Raw genomic sequence first — 15,320 nt, forward strand, 5'->3', positions numbered from 1 at the left:
GATGGGATTACAAAGGTTTATTGACAATACTTTTACATCTCACAAAAAACTCTGAATGGCAAGATCATAACTCTGTAGGCCAAACCCTAAAATGACCCCCTTGGCCGCCGGTGAAATATAGGATACATGACGAAATTCCTCTCGCCCGAAGGTATTGGAAATATGCACTTCGATCACCGGGGTGGTAACGCCCCGAATGGCATCACCAATACCTATCGAGGTATGTGTATAGGCCCCTGCATTCAAAATAATACCATCATATGAAAAACCTACTTCCTGGATCTTGTTAATAAGCTCCCCCTCGATATTAGATTGGTAATATCCCAATTCCACCGATTTAAACTTGGCCTGCAATTGACCAAAATATTCCTCAAAAGTGGTGCTCCCGTATACTTCAGGTTCCCTTTTACCCAAAAGATTCAGATTGGGCCCATTAATGATCATTATTTTCATTGTAAATTCTTTTTGCCTCGATACTACTACGGCACGTGTAACAGCACCCCCAGCACACCACTCGAAGTCCGTTCGTGGTTTTACAGCATAAATGTATCGATTTATGTGTAATAAAAAAAGGGGAGCTATCTAGCTTCCCCTTCCTCTATTTAATTTTATTCGGTTATAGCTTTTTTTATCTACTGCGTTTTGATTTGAACGTATAAAGAACCCCAAGGTTCAAAGTGTTCCACGTTGGGCCATCCAATTCTACCGTGGAATATGAAAAATTGACCTCGGTACTGGGGCCCATAAGATACCCGATAATGGGTCTATAAAACAACCCACCATCATTACCGTCATTGATACCTACGGCATACCCACCTTCAACCCCAAAGGAGAATGAATTTGAAGTCCATATGCGAACCGCGGCGGCTAATGGTAAAAATTGTACATCAGGATAATCGGCCTCAATGGCCTCTGAACTGAAACTTTCGGCGAACCCATGGATAAATCCCGTAGAAATCCCAACATCTATCGTTTCGTTCACGGCATACATATAACCGACATCCAACCCGAGGGTCAGGGTTACGGCATCATTAAAGTCGTTGATGGGCAAGCCCCCGTGGAATCCTAGTTTAAAGCCTTCTTGGGCGAAAATTCCGCTCCCCAATAAAAGGAACATCAGGGCAATTAGGTTTTTCTGCATTGGTCTGGTTTTTTTTTGGTTTTGGTTTTTTCTACCTACCAAAACGCTTTCAATTGCCTTTTGTTGCAGCTAACCACAGAAAATTCAACTAGAACAATAGACTTGGCAAACTGAACCGAAATTAATTGTACACAAAGTATTAGGACATACATAAAAAAACGACCCTTTCCGGGGTCGTTATATTAGGTTTCAATCCATTGTCATGATCCCTTCCATAGGGCAAACAATTGCATAAAGATCTTTTCTCAGAACATAAAGGCCACACCCACTTGCAATGCAGACCCCTTAATATCGAGCACTCCTCCTGCCGGTCCATTATATCTATCGGTAAGTTCAAAGGAATAACGCGCCTGGATCGTAAAATTTTCGGTAACATCGAAACCGGCACCCACGCCTAAATCTACCCCGACAGTACGTAGCACATCATCAACATCGCCATTGGTGCCCAAAAGTTCCTCGGCATCGCGAATGGTATTTTTAATATCGTCGAGATTAGAAGAAAAATTCAATTGCGGACCTGCTTGTATATGAAATTTGGGAGCTACATAATATTTGGCCATGATGGGCAAATAGACAAAAGAAAGGTCTTCGGACTTACCATAAGTCAATTCTGGCTGTACATGGAATTTATCAGTAGCTGCGATATCCAATAGCGCCCCAACATAAAAACCGGTATTGTTGATGTTCCCGTAATTTTCTACCCCGACAAGATTCAATAATGAATTGCCGGTCTTAAAATCAACATTGGTATTCAAAAGTCCACCCGTAACCCCGAATCGAATCGGTTCTTGGGCCTGGGTCGTAGAAAAGGCCAAAAAAGCAATAAACGAAAGAAAGAGTAATTTTTTCATAATATAGTGTTTAGTTCATAAAACATGAATAGTGTACACTATGGTATGCAAATACGATGCCTAAAATAATATAGGGTAAAAAAAAAGCGAAAACATTATATGTTTTCGCTTTTAAAATGGATGAAAATTTTATTTATAAACTGAAAAGTACGCCTAAGTTGATTGTAGACCAAGTACCACCATCTGCACTTATTCCTGTGTAAGAGGCATTGATTTCCACCCCTTCACTAACCGCATAGCCAACGGTAGGTCTGTAATAAAAACCACCATCGTTACCATCGTTGATACCTAAGGCATACCCTAAATCGGTACCGATAGACAACTCTTCGCTAGCTTTGTACCTGGCGACTCCTGCCAATGGCAAAAATTGCACATCATCGATTTCAAACGTAAATCCGCCTTCTTCAATTTCCTTACCAAAAGAATTGGTAAAACCGGTTGCGACCCCTAAATCGAAATCACCTGCAGTTTCGAACATGTATTGGACATCCAAACCAATACTGAAACCTGAAACATCGCCGGCATCACCAGTAGGCAAACCTAAATTGGCCCCTAGTCTAAAACCATCTTGGGCATTCATTGAAAATCCGATTAGCGCAAAGGCCAATACTGCTACTACTTTTTTCATAATTGATTGTTTTAATTTATGGAGCAAACTTATATCGACTTTAAATGCTCGACTAATATTCGTTGTGTAATAATCCAAATATGTTGTGTAATATTGTTTTTCTGCTTTTAAGATTATTTGATCTTATAATTAAAACATTTGCAGCATGAAATGGAAACAGGCTTTGGAAGATTATGAACACTACCTTAAGTTAGAGCGTGGTTTATCCGAAAATTCCATTAAAAACTATATTCTGGATGTAACCAAATTAATCGGATTTATTGAGTCAAACGAACTCAATTTAAACCCTTTACAAATAAATAAAGAAACCGTTCAACGTTTTGTCTATGAAATAGCCACAAGTGTGAACCCACGTTCCCAGGCCCGAATTATCTCCGGTTTAAAAAGTTTTTTCAACTATTTGAATTTTGAGGATTACCGTACCGACAACCCTATGGATCTGCTCGAATCGCCTAAAATCGGAAGAAAACTGCCAGACACGCTTTCTATAGATGAAATTAATGATATCATCGCTGCCGTAGATCTTTCAAAACCCGAAGGAGAACGTAACCGGGCCATGCTTGAGACCTTGTACGGTTGTGGACTTCGGGTTTCCGAACTCATAAACCTACGCATATCGGACCTTTTTTTCGAGGAGGATTTTATAAAGGTTACCGGGAAAGGGGACAAACAACGCTTTGTACCCATTAGTGATTTCAATAAAAAATACATCAATATTTATAGGAAAGAGGTACGGGTACACCAGAACACTCAAAAAGGTTTCGAAGATATCCTTTTCTTGAACCGAAGAGGTAAGCAACTTACACGTGCCATGGTATTTACGATCATTAAACAATTGGCCATCAAAATCGATTTGGGTAAAAGTATAAGTCCGCACACCTTTCGGCATTCCTTTGCCACGCATTTATTGAAAAATGGGGCCGACCTACGGGCCATTCAACAGATGTTGGGCCATGAAAGTATTACAACGACAGAGGTTTATGTGCATTTGGACCGGTCCCACTTAACCGAAGTCATGGATAAGTACCATCCGAGAAAATAGTTCGGTATTGTCAATTGGTCTTATTTTAGAATTTGTCCCTTGCATCTTGACTTAATTCTTACCTCTTGATTGGTATGATTTCATTATATTTAAACATCGTTTACCAACTCAAACGATAATGTAAAAAATCAAGCCACACTATTAAGAAAAACCAATAAAAAACAATAGTTTATTATGATTTCCGTATTCAAAAAACCAATCTCCCTAGTTGCTTTATACTTATTTACTTTAACGGCTTTGACCGCCCAGAAAAAAAGCGGGTATATATTAAAACAATTGGACCAAAAGAGTGAAGCTTATGGCGAAATAGCCCAAACCATTTGGGATTTGGCAGAAATGGGTTACCAAGAGGAAAAAAGTAGTGCCCTATTACAAAAAACGCTGAGTGATAGTGGTTTTACCATACAAAAGGGCGTAGCAGGTATTCCTACGGCTTTTATTGCGGAATACGGCAGCGGTTCACCCATTATAGCCATTATGGGCGAGTATGATGCCTTACCGGGACTATCACAAGAACGACTAGCTGAGAAAAAATCGGCCGGGAAAGCAGCGGGCCATGCTTGTGGCCATCATTTGTTCGGTACGGCCTCAACAGCAGCAGCTATTGCCGTAAAGGACTGGATGACCGCAACGGGAACAACAGGCACCATTCGTTTTTATGGTACTCCGGCCGAGGAAGGTGGTTCCGGGAAAGTGTACATGGTTCGCGAAGGACTTTTCAATGATGTTGATGTAGCGTTACATTGGCACCCCAGTTCACAGAACGCGGCCAGTGCTGGCGCTGCACTTGCTAATAAATCGGCTAAATTTCGTTTCTATGGTGTTTCTGCCCATGCCGCCGCATCCCCTGAAAAGGGTCGCTCTGCCTTAGACGGAGTTGAAGCCATGAATTATATGGTGAACATGATGCGTGAACATGTTCCGGAAAAAGCAAGAATACATTATGTAATAACCCAAGGTGGTAAGGCGCCCAATGTGGTTCCTGATTTTGCCGAGGTATATTATTATGCCCGTCATAATAACAGGGATGTGGTCATAGATATTTTTGACCGTATGGTAAAAGCGGCCGAAGGTGCCGCATTGGGAACAGGAACAACGATGGACTATGAGATGATCGGTGGTACGCACGAATTGCTACCCAACCTTACCCTACAAAAATTGATGCACGACAAACTTTCTATGGTCGGTGGTATGGAATATACTCCGGAAGAAAAGGAATTTGCCGATAAGATCGCAAAAACTTTGGGTTATAAAGAAGCTAATTTGGCCATGGCCAAAGACATACAACCTTATAAAACGGAAGCCAAGGCATTTGGTTCTACCGATGTTGGGGACGTTAGTTTTACCGTACCCACGGTGGGTATGGGTTCCGCAACCTGGGTACCGGGAACTCCTGCGCATAGTTGGCAAGCCGTTGCTGCAGGAGGCACAAGTATTGGCAACAAGGGCATGATGATAGCTGCAAAAACCATTACCTTAACAGCAATTGACCTTTTAAAGAACCCAAAAATCGTAGAAGCTGCCAAAAAAGAATTCCTGGAACGAAAAGGGCCAGACTTTAAATATATTCCGTTATTGGGAGACAGAGCCCCTGCCTTGGATTATAGGAAGTAATTTTGGCTATTGGTTTTTGGCCATTGGCCATTGGCTACTGGCTACTGGCTACTGGCTAATGGCTATTGGCTATTGGCTATTGGCTACTGGCTACTGGCTACTGGCTACTGGCTACTGGCTACTGGCTACTGGCTACTAAAATTATTTTTTTTAATTCCAAGTGTAACATTATCACAAAAACTACTACTTATTAGGTAACAACTACCAACCAAGCGTGAACAAAAAACTGGAGCATCAATTTGTGACCGAACTTGAGAACAATCAGAACATTGTTCATAAGGTCTGTACATTGTACACCAATGACAAACATTCGCACAATGACCTGTTCCAAGAAATAACGATACAGCTATGGAAGGCCTATCCAAAATTCAGGGGAGAATCGAAATTCAGTACATGGATGTACAGGGTTGCCCTGAACACGGCCATAACGCTATACCGAAAATCAAAAAAAAGAATACGTACACAGGATTATGACTCGGTCATTTACAAAATAACGGCCAATGAATATGATCCACGTGAAGAAGAGCAACTAAAGCTCATGTATGCCGCGGTAAAACAACTGGGAGATATTGAAAAAGCTTTAGTTTTCCTTTATCTGGAAGATAAGGATTATCGGGAAATTGCCGAAACACTGGGAATTTCCGAAGTAAATGCAAGAGTGAAGATGAACCGGATAAAAAAGAAATTAAGAACCATATTGAATCCTTGACGATATATGATTGACGAACTAGATTTATTAAAAAAAGATTGGCAGAAAAGGGACGAACACCTTCCTAAATTGTCATTTGATCAAATACATAGTATGATTTGGAAGAAATCTTCCTCAATCGTTCGTTGGATTTTGATCATCAGTATATTGGAATTTACACTGCCCCATTTACTATACCTGATACCATCGTTCAACAAGAATATGGAGATTTACGATAAATTGGGATTGCACAATTGGATCATTGGGATTACCATATTTTCCTATGGAGTGGCTTTTTATTTCCTTTTTCAATTCTATAGAAGGTACAAGGAAATATGTGTGTTGGACAGTGCGAAAAGTTTAATGAAAAAGATTATACGAACACGAAGAACCGTAAAACACTATATCATCTACTCTTTGTCCATGATAATGGTTATCGTTATTCTTATGATTATTGGTGTTTATTTAAATGACGACATATTTTCAACCTTCAGTGGATTAAAGGATAAGGCACAAAATGTATCCATAGAAAAAATAAAAATAAGCCTCATGATCGGAATGGGCATTATGGGAATTGTTCTAACAGCAGTGATGGGCGGAATCTACTTTTTACTCTACGGATTGTTATTACGCAAGCTCAAAAGGAATTATAACGAACTGAAACAATTGGAAGTTTAGATTTTCTTACTATTACGAAACCTACGAAGTTCATTCTCTTCTTCCAAGGCCAATAGGTCTTTTTGGGAAATCACTTTTAAGAATGAAGGATGTTGCTCTATGGCGTATTCCAGCTTCTCAATAATCGCATCGAACGACTCGTTTTCATAATCAATATCCAATGGTTCTTTGATAACCATATTCTGAAGAATACCTTTTTTCTTTACCCGAAGTCCTTTTTTATCAAAAGATCGCCTAAAACCATCAATGACAACAGGCACAACTACCGGTTTGTATTTTTTAATGATATGGGCCGTACCTTTTCGAAGCGGTTTCCAAGGTGTAGTAGTGCCTTGGGGAAAGGTAATTACCCAGCCATCGTTCAAAGCCTTACCTATATTTGAGATATCGCTCATCTTAACCTGGCGTTTCACATCTTTTCCTTCGGAACGCCAAGTACGCTCAACACTGATCGATCCCGCATAGGCGAAAATCTTGGTCAAAAGACTTTTCTTCATGGTCTCGGCAGCGGCCACATAATAAACGTTCAGTTTAGGGTTCCACAGATAACCAACATTTTTAAGGGTGTCTTCACGACCACTTAAACTCGCATTGAATACATGGAACATGGCAACCACATCGGCAAAATAGGTTTGATGGTTACTTACAAAAAGTACATTTTTATCCGGTAGATTTCGGATAATTTCAGAGCCTTCAATCTCTAAAGTATTAAAGCCCTTATAACGCTGATGGGTGAATACACCCAAGATACGTATCAACCATCTTTTTATAAAAAGGATGTGTCCAAATGGATTTTTTTTGAATAGACCCATAAAGGCAAAGCTACAAAATAAGCCTTATAAAACCTGCTTCAAAAGCTCCTTGATTTCATTCAGCATCATTGCCGTTGCCCCCCAAACCGTGTAACCATTTAATTTAAAGGCGGGTACCTCCATATTTTTCGCATAGGAAGTCGATAATTTTTGTGTAAAGACCTTGCCGTCATCCATGAAATCTACCAAAGGCACCTCTATCAATGCCTCAACTTCAGATTCCTGCATAACAAAAGGACTAGGATTTTCCATAAGTCCCATAAACGGTTTTACCTCAAAATTACTGGGTGGAATATAGATTTCACTCAACGATTTGATAATCGAGATCCTTTCTGGCGGCACCCCTACTTCTTCATAAGTTTCGCGCAACGCGGTATGTAAAATATCAGGGTCTTCTTTTTCCGACTTGCCCCCCGGGAATCCTATTTGATTCGAATGTACACCCTTATAGGTCTTTCGGAGTATCAACAATAAATTGGTAACACTTCTTGGATCTGGATAAAACAAAGCAAGGACAGCGGCCTTTCTTGCATTTTGTTTTTGGATATTACCGGTTTCCAATTCTTTCAATCGTATGGAAGGAGCCATTTTATAATGCGAAGCACTGCCCGGTAAGGGCAGATTTTTTATTTTTGAACTACGTAAGGCAAAATCATCAAAATTCATGGCTTTCAATAAATCCTATTACATTACAATATTACTACTTATATTTTTTTCTTCCTGTAAAGAGGAACCGAAGACCACTCCGAAAAGTGAACAACCGGTTTCAGAAGTGAAAGATTCCGTTTTGATAAATGAAAAAACAGAGATAGAAGAACAAGAAGAAGAAGAAGAAGAAGAACCTTTTAAACTCACGGAAGAGAATGCTATTGACTTCTTTTATAATTACAATAAGACATTGAAAGATGATAAGGTGAAAATAACCACTAGTTTGGGAAGTTTCACCGTTCAACTCTATGACAATGTTCCTTACCATAAGGCCAACTTTATTTACTTGACCAAAAAAGGTTATTTCAACAATACCCAGTTTCACCGGGTGGTCAAGAATTTCATTATTCAAGGTGGTAACTCGGACGATAAAGCCACGGCCGATAAACGAGGTGCTATCGGTAGGTACTTATTACCTCCGGATGCAAAAAAAGGATACAAACATCATCGTGGAACTATTTCCATGCCCAGCAGTGAAGTTGATAACCCACATATGTTGGCCTCTCCTTATGAATTCTTTATCGTGGTCACCAAACCGGGATCCTATCATTTAGATGGAGAATATACTCCGTTCGGGAAAGTCATCGAGGGTATGGATGTTGTTGACAAGATAAATGTGCAACGTGTTGGCAAAGGCGATTGGCCATTTCAGAACATTTATATTACCAAGGCGGAAGTCGTTAAGTAGGCTCTTGGCTCTTGGCTCTTGGCTCTTGGCTCTTGGCTCTTGGCTCTTGGCTCTTGGCTCTTGGCTCTTGGCTCTTGGCTCTTGGCTCTTGGCTCTTAAGAAATAACAAAAACTAGTACTTCCTCATTGATTTTTGGAATTTGTTTCTTCACAATTTATTGTTCACTGCCTACTGCTCACTGTCTACTTCTTCACCTTATAAATATTCGGCAAGGCAATATGGAACTTTACGGCCAATAGACGAAAAACGATTACTATCAAAATAGCAACGATATAGGAATAAGCCGAATTAATGGGCGTCATGGCCAATAAAAAATAGGACACTCCCCCTAAAATACAGGCAGTAGCGTAAATCTCCTTTTGGAATATTACGGGAATCTCATTACAAAGAATATCCCGGATCACCCCACCGAACGATGCGGTTATAGTACCAAGTACAATACATATAGGAGGAGCCAATTCCGCTTCAAGCCCCTTTTCTATGCCTACCATAGTAAAAAGCCCTATCCCGATGGTATCGAACAAAAAGAGTGTTTTCCTGAGATATTTCAATTGATTCACGAACAATATCGCTAAAATAACTGCCCCTAATATCGTAAAGAGATAAACGGGATTCAGCATCCAGAAAACCGGTTTATTCCCTATCAACACATCACGTAGGGTTCCTCCTCCGGTTGCCGTTACAAAGGCAATGATAAGTACCCCGAACAAATCGAGTTTCTTTTCCATGGCAACCAATACGCCGGAAATCGCGAAAGCTGCCGCTCCTAATATATCAATAATCAAATAAAGCATCGAAAAATTATTTGGTGCGCAAAAATATATAATTGCACCGAACTATTTTAAAAAATTTTCAGGTGTGAAAACGACAACTTTTTGAAGGAAAAACAAGGATTGATCAAATGCTCTTTTAACCCCTAAAGTCGCTGTGTATAATAACTATAATCCTTAATCACCTTGTCCACAAAATCAAATGGTTTTTCATCCGTGGTTATATGGGTGACTTTTTTGATCTGCTCACTTAAAGACAAGATAATCTGGTGATTACCATTACGACGAGCCTGTTCATACAAATCCTTAATGGTCTGCATTTCCCGGTCCTTGAAAACGGTTACCTGTGCATACTTGGGTATATAATCTTCTGGCAGTTCCCTTAACAAGGTATCCTTAATCCCAACGCGTATTTTCTCGCTTATTACGGTTGTGCCGGCAGCGATATCACCAATACGCTGGCCTTTTCCACGTATTAAAATCGTTAAGACCGCCAATCCGCCGGAAGTAAGTGCCACATCAATGATACGAAGTATCCAACGAATGAAATAACTTGAAAAACCAGGTTTGGACCCATCCGATTTTACAACACGAATCTTCATTAAACCCTTACCGATGGTCTTTCCGTCCATAAAGGTTTCCATCAATACATAGTATAAAAATGCCGGCAACCCCAAAAGCATATAAATGGCCCACATATCCTCGAGATCAATATCCATCGAAATCAATAACCAAATCATTAAGATGGTATACGCCAAGATCACAAAACTATCGATGAGGTAGGCCAACATACGATCACCTAAGTGAGCGGTATTTTGACTGATGCTTATATTTTGGGCAGTTTCTATTTGAAATTGTTCCATATTTTAGTTTCTTTGGGTAAAACCCGGTATAAATGCGCGAGGCCGCCTTTGTTAAGCAAAATAAAGATAAATGGGTAACTTTTGAAAATGCCCTTTCGAACAAAACGAAGATAGCACCCGATGTATTGTCCGATCTATATATTGAAATTACCGATCACCTGAGTTACGCCAAAACTTTTTATGCAGGAAGTAATACGGAGTTTTATCTAAACACCTTGGCATCACAGGCCCACCAAAAAATCTATAAAACAAAAAAAGAGCCTAAAAACCGAATTGTGGAATTTTGGAAGACCGAATTCCCTACCCTGTTCTATTACCACCAAAGAGAACTTCTGATCGCTTTCCTTGTCTTTACCTTCTTTTGTTTGGTCGGAGCTTTTTCCGCCGCCAATGAGGGCGATTTTGTACGTTCGATCCTCGGGGACAGTTATGTGAACATGACCCTCAATAATATTGACAAGGGCGACCCCATGGCCGTATACAAACAAATGGGGGAATTCAATATGTTCATGGGTATTACCATAAACAATATCAAAGTGGCCTTAATGGCATTTGTCTATGGCATTATGTTGGGCATAGGAACGTTATGGATCATGATGCAAAACGGGATAATGCTGGGTAGTTTTCAATATTTCTTTTATGAAAAAGGATTGCTTTGGGAATCTGCCCGTACCATTTGGATTCACGGAACCATTGAAATCTCGGTCATCATCATTGCCGGTTGTGCCGGATTGGTACTCGCCAACGGTATGCTTTTCCCTGGTACGTACACCCGATTGGAATCGTTTAAAAGAGGAGTGAAGAACGGACTTAAAATAATGCTCAGTACCATTCCCTTTTTTATCATCGCAGGATTTCTGGAAGGTTTCGTGACCCGCCATACCGAAATGCCCGATTGGTTGGCCATTATTATTATTACGGCTTCCTTAGCACTAATTTTATTTTATTACGTTATATACCCATATCAATTACATTCAAAACCAAACCAAAAATGAACCAATACATCCAATTTAAAAAACAACGTGAATTAGGAGAAATTTTATCCGATACCTTTGCTTTTCTTCGTACAGAGTTCAAGCCTTTTATGACAACTTATTTCAAGATTGTCGCACCTTATTTGATCATACTTTTGATAGCCTTGGGTTTTTATCTCTATTCGTTTTCATCCATATTGGATTTTAACTCCACAAGTTCCAATGAATTATTTAGTGGAATTAGCATGATGGTAAGTGCTCTCGTTTTTATCGTCGCCATGATTTTGGTATATGCCGTTTCCCAATCCACGGTATTGCACTATATAAAATCCTATACCGAACTTCAGGGACAAACTGACTTTGACAAAATAAAAAAAGAGGTATATGATACCCTCTGGAGCTTTATTGGCCTAGGAATTATAGTGGTATTATCGATAATGGTCGGATTCATATTCTGCTTTATACCCGGAATTTATCTGGCCGTACCACTTTCACTTTCATTCAGCATCATGATTTTCATGAACAAAAGTGTGGGAGAATCGTACAACTATGGTTTTACCCTAGTAAAGGATGAATGGTGGATCACCTTCGCTACCCTTTTCATAATTGGTATTATTGTCGGTATCGCAGGATATGCCTTTAATTTACCTGCGGTTATTTACCAATATGCAAGTATGGGGATATTTTCGGGTGAAATGGACGCTACCTCCCTATCCGGCAATTTTGTGGATCCGGTTTATCTTATCCTCAATATGATAGGTACATTGGCGCAGATGCTTTTGAATATTATTTCTATAGTCGCTGGGGCATTTATCTTTTTCAATCTGAACGAGAAGAAAAACTTTACCGGCACTTTTGAACGTATTCAAAACCTAGGAAAAACCACGGAAGAATAATTAAAAGGGGCAACCCGACACTATGATCTTTAAAAGGCTTTTCCTTTCATTACTTGCCATTCTAACGATATGCTCGCTCTACGCTCAGCAAGATTCGACCATGGTAAGGTACGATACGGAAAAGCTACAGGTACAACAAATTACCGATGAAGACCTTAAGACGTACAAGGACAATCCTGATTTTAATTATGAAGTCGTTGAGGCCGACCTAACCTGGTGGAACAATTTCACCTCATGGATCGGCAATCTTTTACTCCGTTTTTTCGAATGGTTGTTCGGGGCTGAAAAAGCGGTTGGTTTCTTCTCGATATTTCTGCGGTTATTACCCTATATTTTAATAGGCATCCTTCTTTTCCTTCTGATAAAATTCTTCCTGAACGTAAATACCAGGTCCTTGTTTTATTCAAAAAACAATGAGGCCACCGTTGCCCTATCCGAAGAGGAACATATCATCAAAAACGAGGACATTGACCAACTGATACAGAAGGCCTTGGAAGTGAAAAATTACCGCTTGGCCATTCGCTATTACTATTTACTCATTCTTAGACAGATGAGCGATAAGGAACTGATAGCCTGGGAGCCCCAAAAAACCAATGACGACTATATCAGTGAACTGAAGAAGAAAGAGTTACAACAACCCTTCGGCCATATCACATGGCTGTACGACTATATCTGGTATGGTGATTTTCCTATAGATAGGGACCAATACCTAAAGGCCGAGAATAAGTTCGTCTCGCTTAGAAAAACCTTGGATGCAAATGGGTAAGAAAGGAGCATCATATATTATCATCGCATTGGTCACTTTAGCCGTTCTCATGCTATTTCAATATAGCAAACCTAAAGAAATCAATTGGTACCCTTCCTATGTATCCCAACATAAGATACCATATGGCACTTACGTCCTGAATGATATTATGGAAAACCTTTATAAGAACAATCTAAAACACATCAGCAGGCCACCCTTCGAAATGCTTCAATCCTCAGATACCCTTCAAGGCACTTATTTCTTTGTGAACAATGATGTTTCTTTCGGAGAGGCCGAACTGAACGGTTTGTTGGATTGGACCTCCCGTGGCAATACCCTCTTTATAGCATCCAACAGCTTTGACGAACAATTAAAGGACACTTTGAATTTAAGCACCTCCGGATTGTATCCCGACTTGGATGACAATCGGGAACAAAGGCATAAATTATTAAATCCCTATCTAAAGAACCATACGACCTACACCTTTGAAAAGGATAATAGCGCGAGGTATTTCAGTCAATTGGACACCTTACGAACCACGGTACTGGGTGAAGTGGATTATGTTTTGGACAATGAATCGGAAAAGTCCAAACATTTCAATGTAATCAAACAAGATTTCGGTAAAGGGGAAATAATACTCAGTGCGTTCCCGAAGGCATTTACGAACTATTTCATCCTAAAAAACGAGAATAAAGATTATACGGCAGGACTCCTTTCTTATATCGAAGGAAACAGACCTGTTTATATCGATGAGCATCATAAATCGGGAAAATCATTCTACACTTCCCCCATGTACATATTCCTAAACAACAAAGCTCTAAAATGGGCCTATTACATTGTGTTGATAGGGGTCGTCATCTATATTATTTTTGAAGGAAAACGCAAACAAAGAGCCATTCCCGTTATAGAACCTTTAAAAAACCAGACTTTGGCGTTCACACGTACCATTGCCGATATGTATTATGAAAAAGGGGAACGGCAACCGATTATTCAACATAAGATCGCATATTTCTTGGAGTATATTCGCTCCCGTTTTTATTTGAATACCATTAAACAAGACGATGTGTTCTTTCGCAACCTTGCCGCCCGAAGTAACCATACCTTTGATGAAGTGAAAGACCTGTTTACCTTTATGCAAAAACTTAAGATACGCTCGGAAATCAACAATGCCGAACTCATAAAATTGAATGAACTAATTGAACAATTTAAATCGAAAGCCGATGGAAAATAACGAACAACCTACTAACGACCTTAATTTTGACAATAGGATTCCACTCGAGGATCTTAAAAAAGCCGTCAATGATATCAAAACCGAACTGGCGAAGGTCATCATCGGACAAGAAAATTTTATAGAGCTGTTGATCGTTTCCCTTTTGGTTGATGGGCATGTACTTATTGAAGGCGTTCCCGGTATAGCAAAGACCATTACGGCCAAACTTTTTGCCAAAACCCTGAAAACCGATTTTAGCCGTATACAGTTTACCCCGGATTTAATGCCCAGTGATATATTAGGCACTTCTATCTTCAATGTAAAATCATCGGAGTTCGAGTTTAAAAAAGGTCCTATTTTCTCTAACATCATTCTAATCGATGAGATCAACCGTGCCCCGGCCAAGACTCAGGCTGCTATGTTCGAAACCATGGAAGAACGCCAAGTAACCATGGATGGCACCACCTATGTTATGGAAACCCCTTTTATGGTGCTGGCCACCCAAAACCCCATTGAACAAGAAGGCACCTATGCCCTACCCGAAGCCCAATTAGATCGGTTTATTTTTAAGATAAAGGTAGATTACCCTTCGGTAGAAGAAGAAATAAAGATCATACAAACCCATCATGAACGCAAAGGACAAAAACCACAAGAACAGATATCCGGTATATTGACCCCTGAGCAATTGGCCGATTTTAAATCGAAGATCCAAGATGTTGTGGTTGAGGAAAAAATCATTAAATATATTGCCGATATCATAACCAAGACCAGAAATCATCCTCATTTATATTTAGGGGGATCCCCTAGGGCCTCCATCGCAACTTTAAATGCTGCCAAGGCATTCGCTGCCATTCAAGGTAGGGATTTTGTAATACCGGAAGATATTAAGAAAGCCCTCGTTCCCGTATTGAATCATAGGGTAATCCTGACCCCTGAACGCGAAATGGAAGGTATGACCACCGACAGCGTGGTGAACATGATCATGGAGTCTGTAGAAATTCCTAGATAATT

18 protein-coding genes are annotated in these 15,320 nt (G+C 39.9%); 10 read left to right on the forward strand and 8 right to left on the reverse strand.

The genetic code is table 11. From position 1 onward, the window contains the following. Positions 1–39 precede the first annotated feature (39 nt). The 4 genes from aroQ to GJ691_RS15285 all read right to left on the reverse strand — a co-directional run bounded on the left by aroQ (position 40) and on the right by GJ691_RS15285 (position 2,620). Positions 40–453: a type II 3-dehydroquinate dehydratase gene (gene aroQ, locus GJ691_RS15270; protein ID WP_154368394.1), complete on the reverse strand. Its 414-nt coding sequence runs from the start codon at positions 451–453 to the stop codon at positions 40–42. 175 nt (positions 454–628) lie between these two features. Continuing rightward, the gene (locus tag GJ691_RS15275) at positions 629–1,141 is read right to left on the reverse strand and encodes an outer membrane beta-barrel protein (protein WP_154368396.1); all 513 of its coding nucleotides are present in this window, start codon (positions 1,139–1,141) and stop codon (positions 629–631) included. A 245-nt stretch (positions 1,142–1,386) separates the two neighbouring features. Beyond that, positions 1,387–1,992, reverse strand: coding sequence for a porin family protein (locus tag GJ691_RS15280; RefSeq protein ID WP_154368398.1), 606 nt, complete (start codon positions 1,990–1,992; stop codon positions 1,387–1,389). 133 nt (positions 1,993–2,125) lie between these two features. Further along, positions 2,126–2,620, reverse strand: coding sequence for an outer membrane beta-barrel protein (locus GJ691_RS15285; protein WP_179955138.1), 495 nt, complete (start codon positions 2,618–2,620; stop codon positions 2,126–2,128). Positions 2,621–2,765: 145 nt separating this feature from the next. On the opposite strand from GJ691_RS15285, the gene GJ691_RS15290 reads away from it, so the two are divergent. The 4 genes from GJ691_RS15290 (at position 2,766) to GJ691_RS15305 (ending at position 6,642) form a co-directional block, all read left to right on the forward strand. Next, positions 2,766–3,662, forward strand: coding sequence for a site-specific tyrosine recombinase (locus GJ691_RS15290; RefSeq protein WP_154368400.1), 897 nt, complete (start codon positions 2,766–2,768; stop codon positions 3,660–3,662). 174 nt (positions 3,663–3,836) lie between these two features. Continuing rightward, complete coding sequence (locus GJ691_RS15295) at positions 3,837–5,276, forward strand: amidohydrolase (protein WP_154368402.1); 1,440 nt, start codon at positions 3,837–3,839, stop codon at positions 5,274–5,276. Positions 5,277–5,490: 214 nt separating this feature from the next. Next, positions 5,491–5,985 carry an RNA polymerase sigma factor gene (locus GJ691_RS15300; RefSeq protein ID WP_179955139.1) on the forward strand — a complete coding sequence of 165 codons (495 nt, stop codon included), beginning with the start codon at positions 5,491–5,493 and terminating at the stop codon, positions 5,983–5,985. A 6-nt stretch (positions 5,986–5,991) separates the two neighbouring features. Beyond that, positions 5,992–6,642, forward strand: a complete 651-nt coding sequence (locus GJ691_RS15305) for a hypothetical protein (RefSeq protein ID WP_154368404.1) — start codon at positions 5,992–5,994, stop codon at positions 6,640–6,642. On the opposite strand, the gene GJ691_RS15310 is transcribed toward GJ691_RS15305, so the two are convergent. Together GJ691_RS15310 and GJ691_RS15315 are read right to left on the reverse strand one after the other, a co-directional pair. Further along, the gene (locus GJ691_RS15310) at positions 6,639–7,454 is read right to left on the reverse strand and encodes a lysophospholipid acyltransferase family protein (RefSeq protein WP_154368406.1); all 816 of its coding nucleotides are present in this window, start codon (positions 7,452–7,454) and stop codon (positions 6,639–6,641) included. The genes GJ691_RS15305 and GJ691_RS15310 overlap by 4 nt on opposite strands. Positions 7,455–7,478: 24 nt before the next feature. Next, the gene (locus GJ691_RS15315; protein ID WP_154368408.1) at positions 7,479–8,120 is read right to left on the reverse strand and encodes an NUDIX hydrolase; all 642 of its coding nucleotides are present in this window, start codon (positions 8,118–8,120) and stop codon (positions 7,479–7,481) included. Between GJ691_RS15315 and GJ691_RS15320 the strand changes: the two genes are divergently transcribed. Then, the gene (locus GJ691_RS15320) at positions 8,119–8,850 is read left to right on the forward strand and encodes a peptidylprolyl isomerase (RefSeq protein WP_154368411.1); all 732 of its coding nucleotides are present in this window, start codon (positions 8,119–8,121) and stop codon (positions 8,848–8,850) included. The two genes, GJ691_RS15315 and GJ691_RS15320, sit on opposite strands and share 2 nt — an antisense overlap. A 183-nt stretch (positions 8,851–9,033) precedes the next feature. Here the strand turns inward: GJ691_RS15320 and GJ691_RS15325 are convergent, their stop codons facing one another. Further along, complete coding sequence (locus GJ691_RS15325) at positions 9,034–9,645, reverse strand: trimeric intracellular cation channel family protein (protein WP_154368413.1); 612 nt, start codon at positions 9,643–9,645, stop codon at positions 9,034–9,036. 122 nt (positions 9,646–9,767) lie between these two features. Continuing rightward, complete coding sequence (locus tag GJ691_RS15330) at positions 9,768–10,484, reverse strand: RDD family protein (protein ID WP_154368415.1); 717 nt, start codon at positions 10,482–10,484, stop codon at positions 9,768–9,770. Between the two features lie 32 nt (positions 10,485–10,516). On the opposite strand from GJ691_RS15330, the gene GJ691_RS15335 reads away from it, so the two are divergent. The 5 genes from GJ691_RS15335 to GJ691_RS15355 are packed head-to-tail and all read left to right on the forward strand — an operon-like array spanning position 10,517 to position 15,318. Next, positions 10,517–11,479 carry a stage II sporulation protein M gene (locus GJ691_RS15335; protein WP_154368417.1) on the forward strand — a complete coding sequence of 321 codons (963 nt, stop codon included), beginning with the start codon at positions 10,517–10,519 and terminating at the stop codon, positions 11,477–11,479. After that, complete coding sequence (locus GJ691_RS15340) at positions 11,476–12,354, forward strand: hypothetical protein (protein ID WP_154368419.1); 879 nt, start codon at positions 11,476–11,478, stop codon at positions 12,352–12,354. Before GJ691_RS15335 ends, GJ691_RS15340 begins: the two co-directional genes overlap by 4 nt. Positions 12,355–12,376: 22 nt before the next feature. After that, positions 12,377–13,120: a DUF4129 domain-containing protein gene (locus GJ691_RS15345; RefSeq protein WP_154368421.1), complete on the forward strand. Its 744-nt coding sequence runs from the start codon at positions 12,377–12,379 to the stop codon at positions 13,118–13,120. Continuing rightward, positions 13,113–14,330: a DUF4350 domain-containing protein gene (locus GJ691_RS15350; protein WP_154368423.1), complete on the forward strand. Its 1,218-nt coding sequence runs from the start codon at positions 13,113–13,115 to the stop codon at positions 14,328–14,330. The genes GJ691_RS15345 and GJ691_RS15350 overlap by 8 nt, the downstream gene beginning before the upstream one ends. Beyond that, positions 14,320–15,318 carry an AAA family ATPase gene (locus tag GJ691_RS15355; RefSeq protein WP_154368424.1) on the forward strand — a complete coding sequence of 333 codons (999 nt, stop codon included), beginning with the start codon at positions 14,320–14,322 and terminating at the stop codon, positions 15,316–15,318. The genes GJ691_RS15350 and GJ691_RS15355 overlap by 11 nt, the downstream gene beginning before the upstream one ends. The last annotated feature ends 2 nt before the right edge of the window (positions 15,319–15,320 follow it).

It is taken from the genome of Maribacter luteus (assembly GCF_009674825.1).
In the GTDB taxonomy this organism is placed as follows: Bacteria; Bacteroidota; Bacteroidia; order Flavobacteriales; family Flavobacteriaceae; genus Maribacter_A; species Maribacter_A luteus.

Coding starts and splice junctions, on each gene's coding strand:
- aroQ (WP_154368394.1), bottom strand. CDS start 453: ATGAAAATAATGATCATTAATGGGCCCAATCTGAATCTTTTGGGTAAA.
- GJ691_RS15275 (WP_154368396.1), bottom strand. CDS start 1,141: ATGCAGAAAAACCTAATTGCCCTGATGTTCCTTTTATTGGGGAGCGGA.
- GJ691_RS15280 (WP_154368398.1), bottom strand. CDS start 1,992: ATGAAAAAATTACTCTTTCTTTCGTTTATTGCTTTTTTGGCCTTTTCT.
- GJ691_RS15285 (WP_179955138.1), bottom strand. CDS start 2,620: ATGAAAAAAGTAGTAGCAGTATTGGCCTTTGCGCTAATCGGATTTTCA.
- GJ691_RS15290 (WP_154368400.1), top strand. CDS start 2,766: ATGAAATGGAAACAGGCTTTGGAAGATTATGAACACTACCTTAAGTTA.
- GJ691_RS15295 (WP_154368402.1), top strand. CDS start 3,837: ATGATTTCCGTATTCAAAAAACCAATCTCCCTAGTTGCTTTATACTTA.
- GJ691_RS15305 (WP_154368404.1), top strand. CDS start 5,992: ATGATTGACGAACTAGATTTATTAAAAAAAGATTGGCAGAAAAGGGAC.
- GJ691_RS15310 (WP_154368406.1), bottom strand. CDS start 7,454: ATGGGTCTATTCAAAAAAAATCCATTTGGACACATCCTTTTTATAAAA.
- GJ691_RS15320 (WP_154368411.1), top strand. CDS start 8,119: ATGGCTTTCAATAAATCCTATTACATTACAATATTACTACTTATATTT.
- GJ691_RS15315 (WP_154368408.1), bottom strand. CDS start 8,120: ATGAATTTTGATGATTTTGCCTTACGTAGTTCAAAAATAAAAAATCTG.
- GJ691_RS15325 (WP_154368413.1), bottom strand. CDS start 9,645: ATGCTTTATTTGATTATTGATATATTAGGAGCGGCAGCTTTCGCGATT.
- GJ691_RS15330 (WP_154368415.1), bottom strand. CDS start 10,484: ATGGAACAATTTCAAATAGAAACTGCCCAAAATATAAGCATCAGTCAA.
- GJ691_RS15335 (WP_154368417.1), top strand. CDS start 10,517: ATGCGCGAGGCCGCCTTTGTTAAGCAAAATAAAGATAAATGGGTAACT.
- GJ691_RS15340 (WP_154368419.1), top strand. CDS start 11,476: ATGAACCAATACATCCAATTTAAAAAACAACGTGAATTAGGAGAAATT.
- GJ691_RS15345 (WP_154368421.1), top strand. CDS start 12,377: ATGATCTTTAAAAGGCTTTTCCTTTCATTACTTGCCATTCTAACGATA.
- GJ691_RS15350 (WP_154368423.1), top strand. CDS start 13,113: ATGGGTAAGAAAGGAGCATCATATATTATCATCGCATTGGTCACTTTA.
- GJ691_RS15355 (WP_154368424.1), top strand. CDS start 14,320: ATGGAAAATAACGAACAACCTACTAACGACCTTAATTTTGACAATAGG.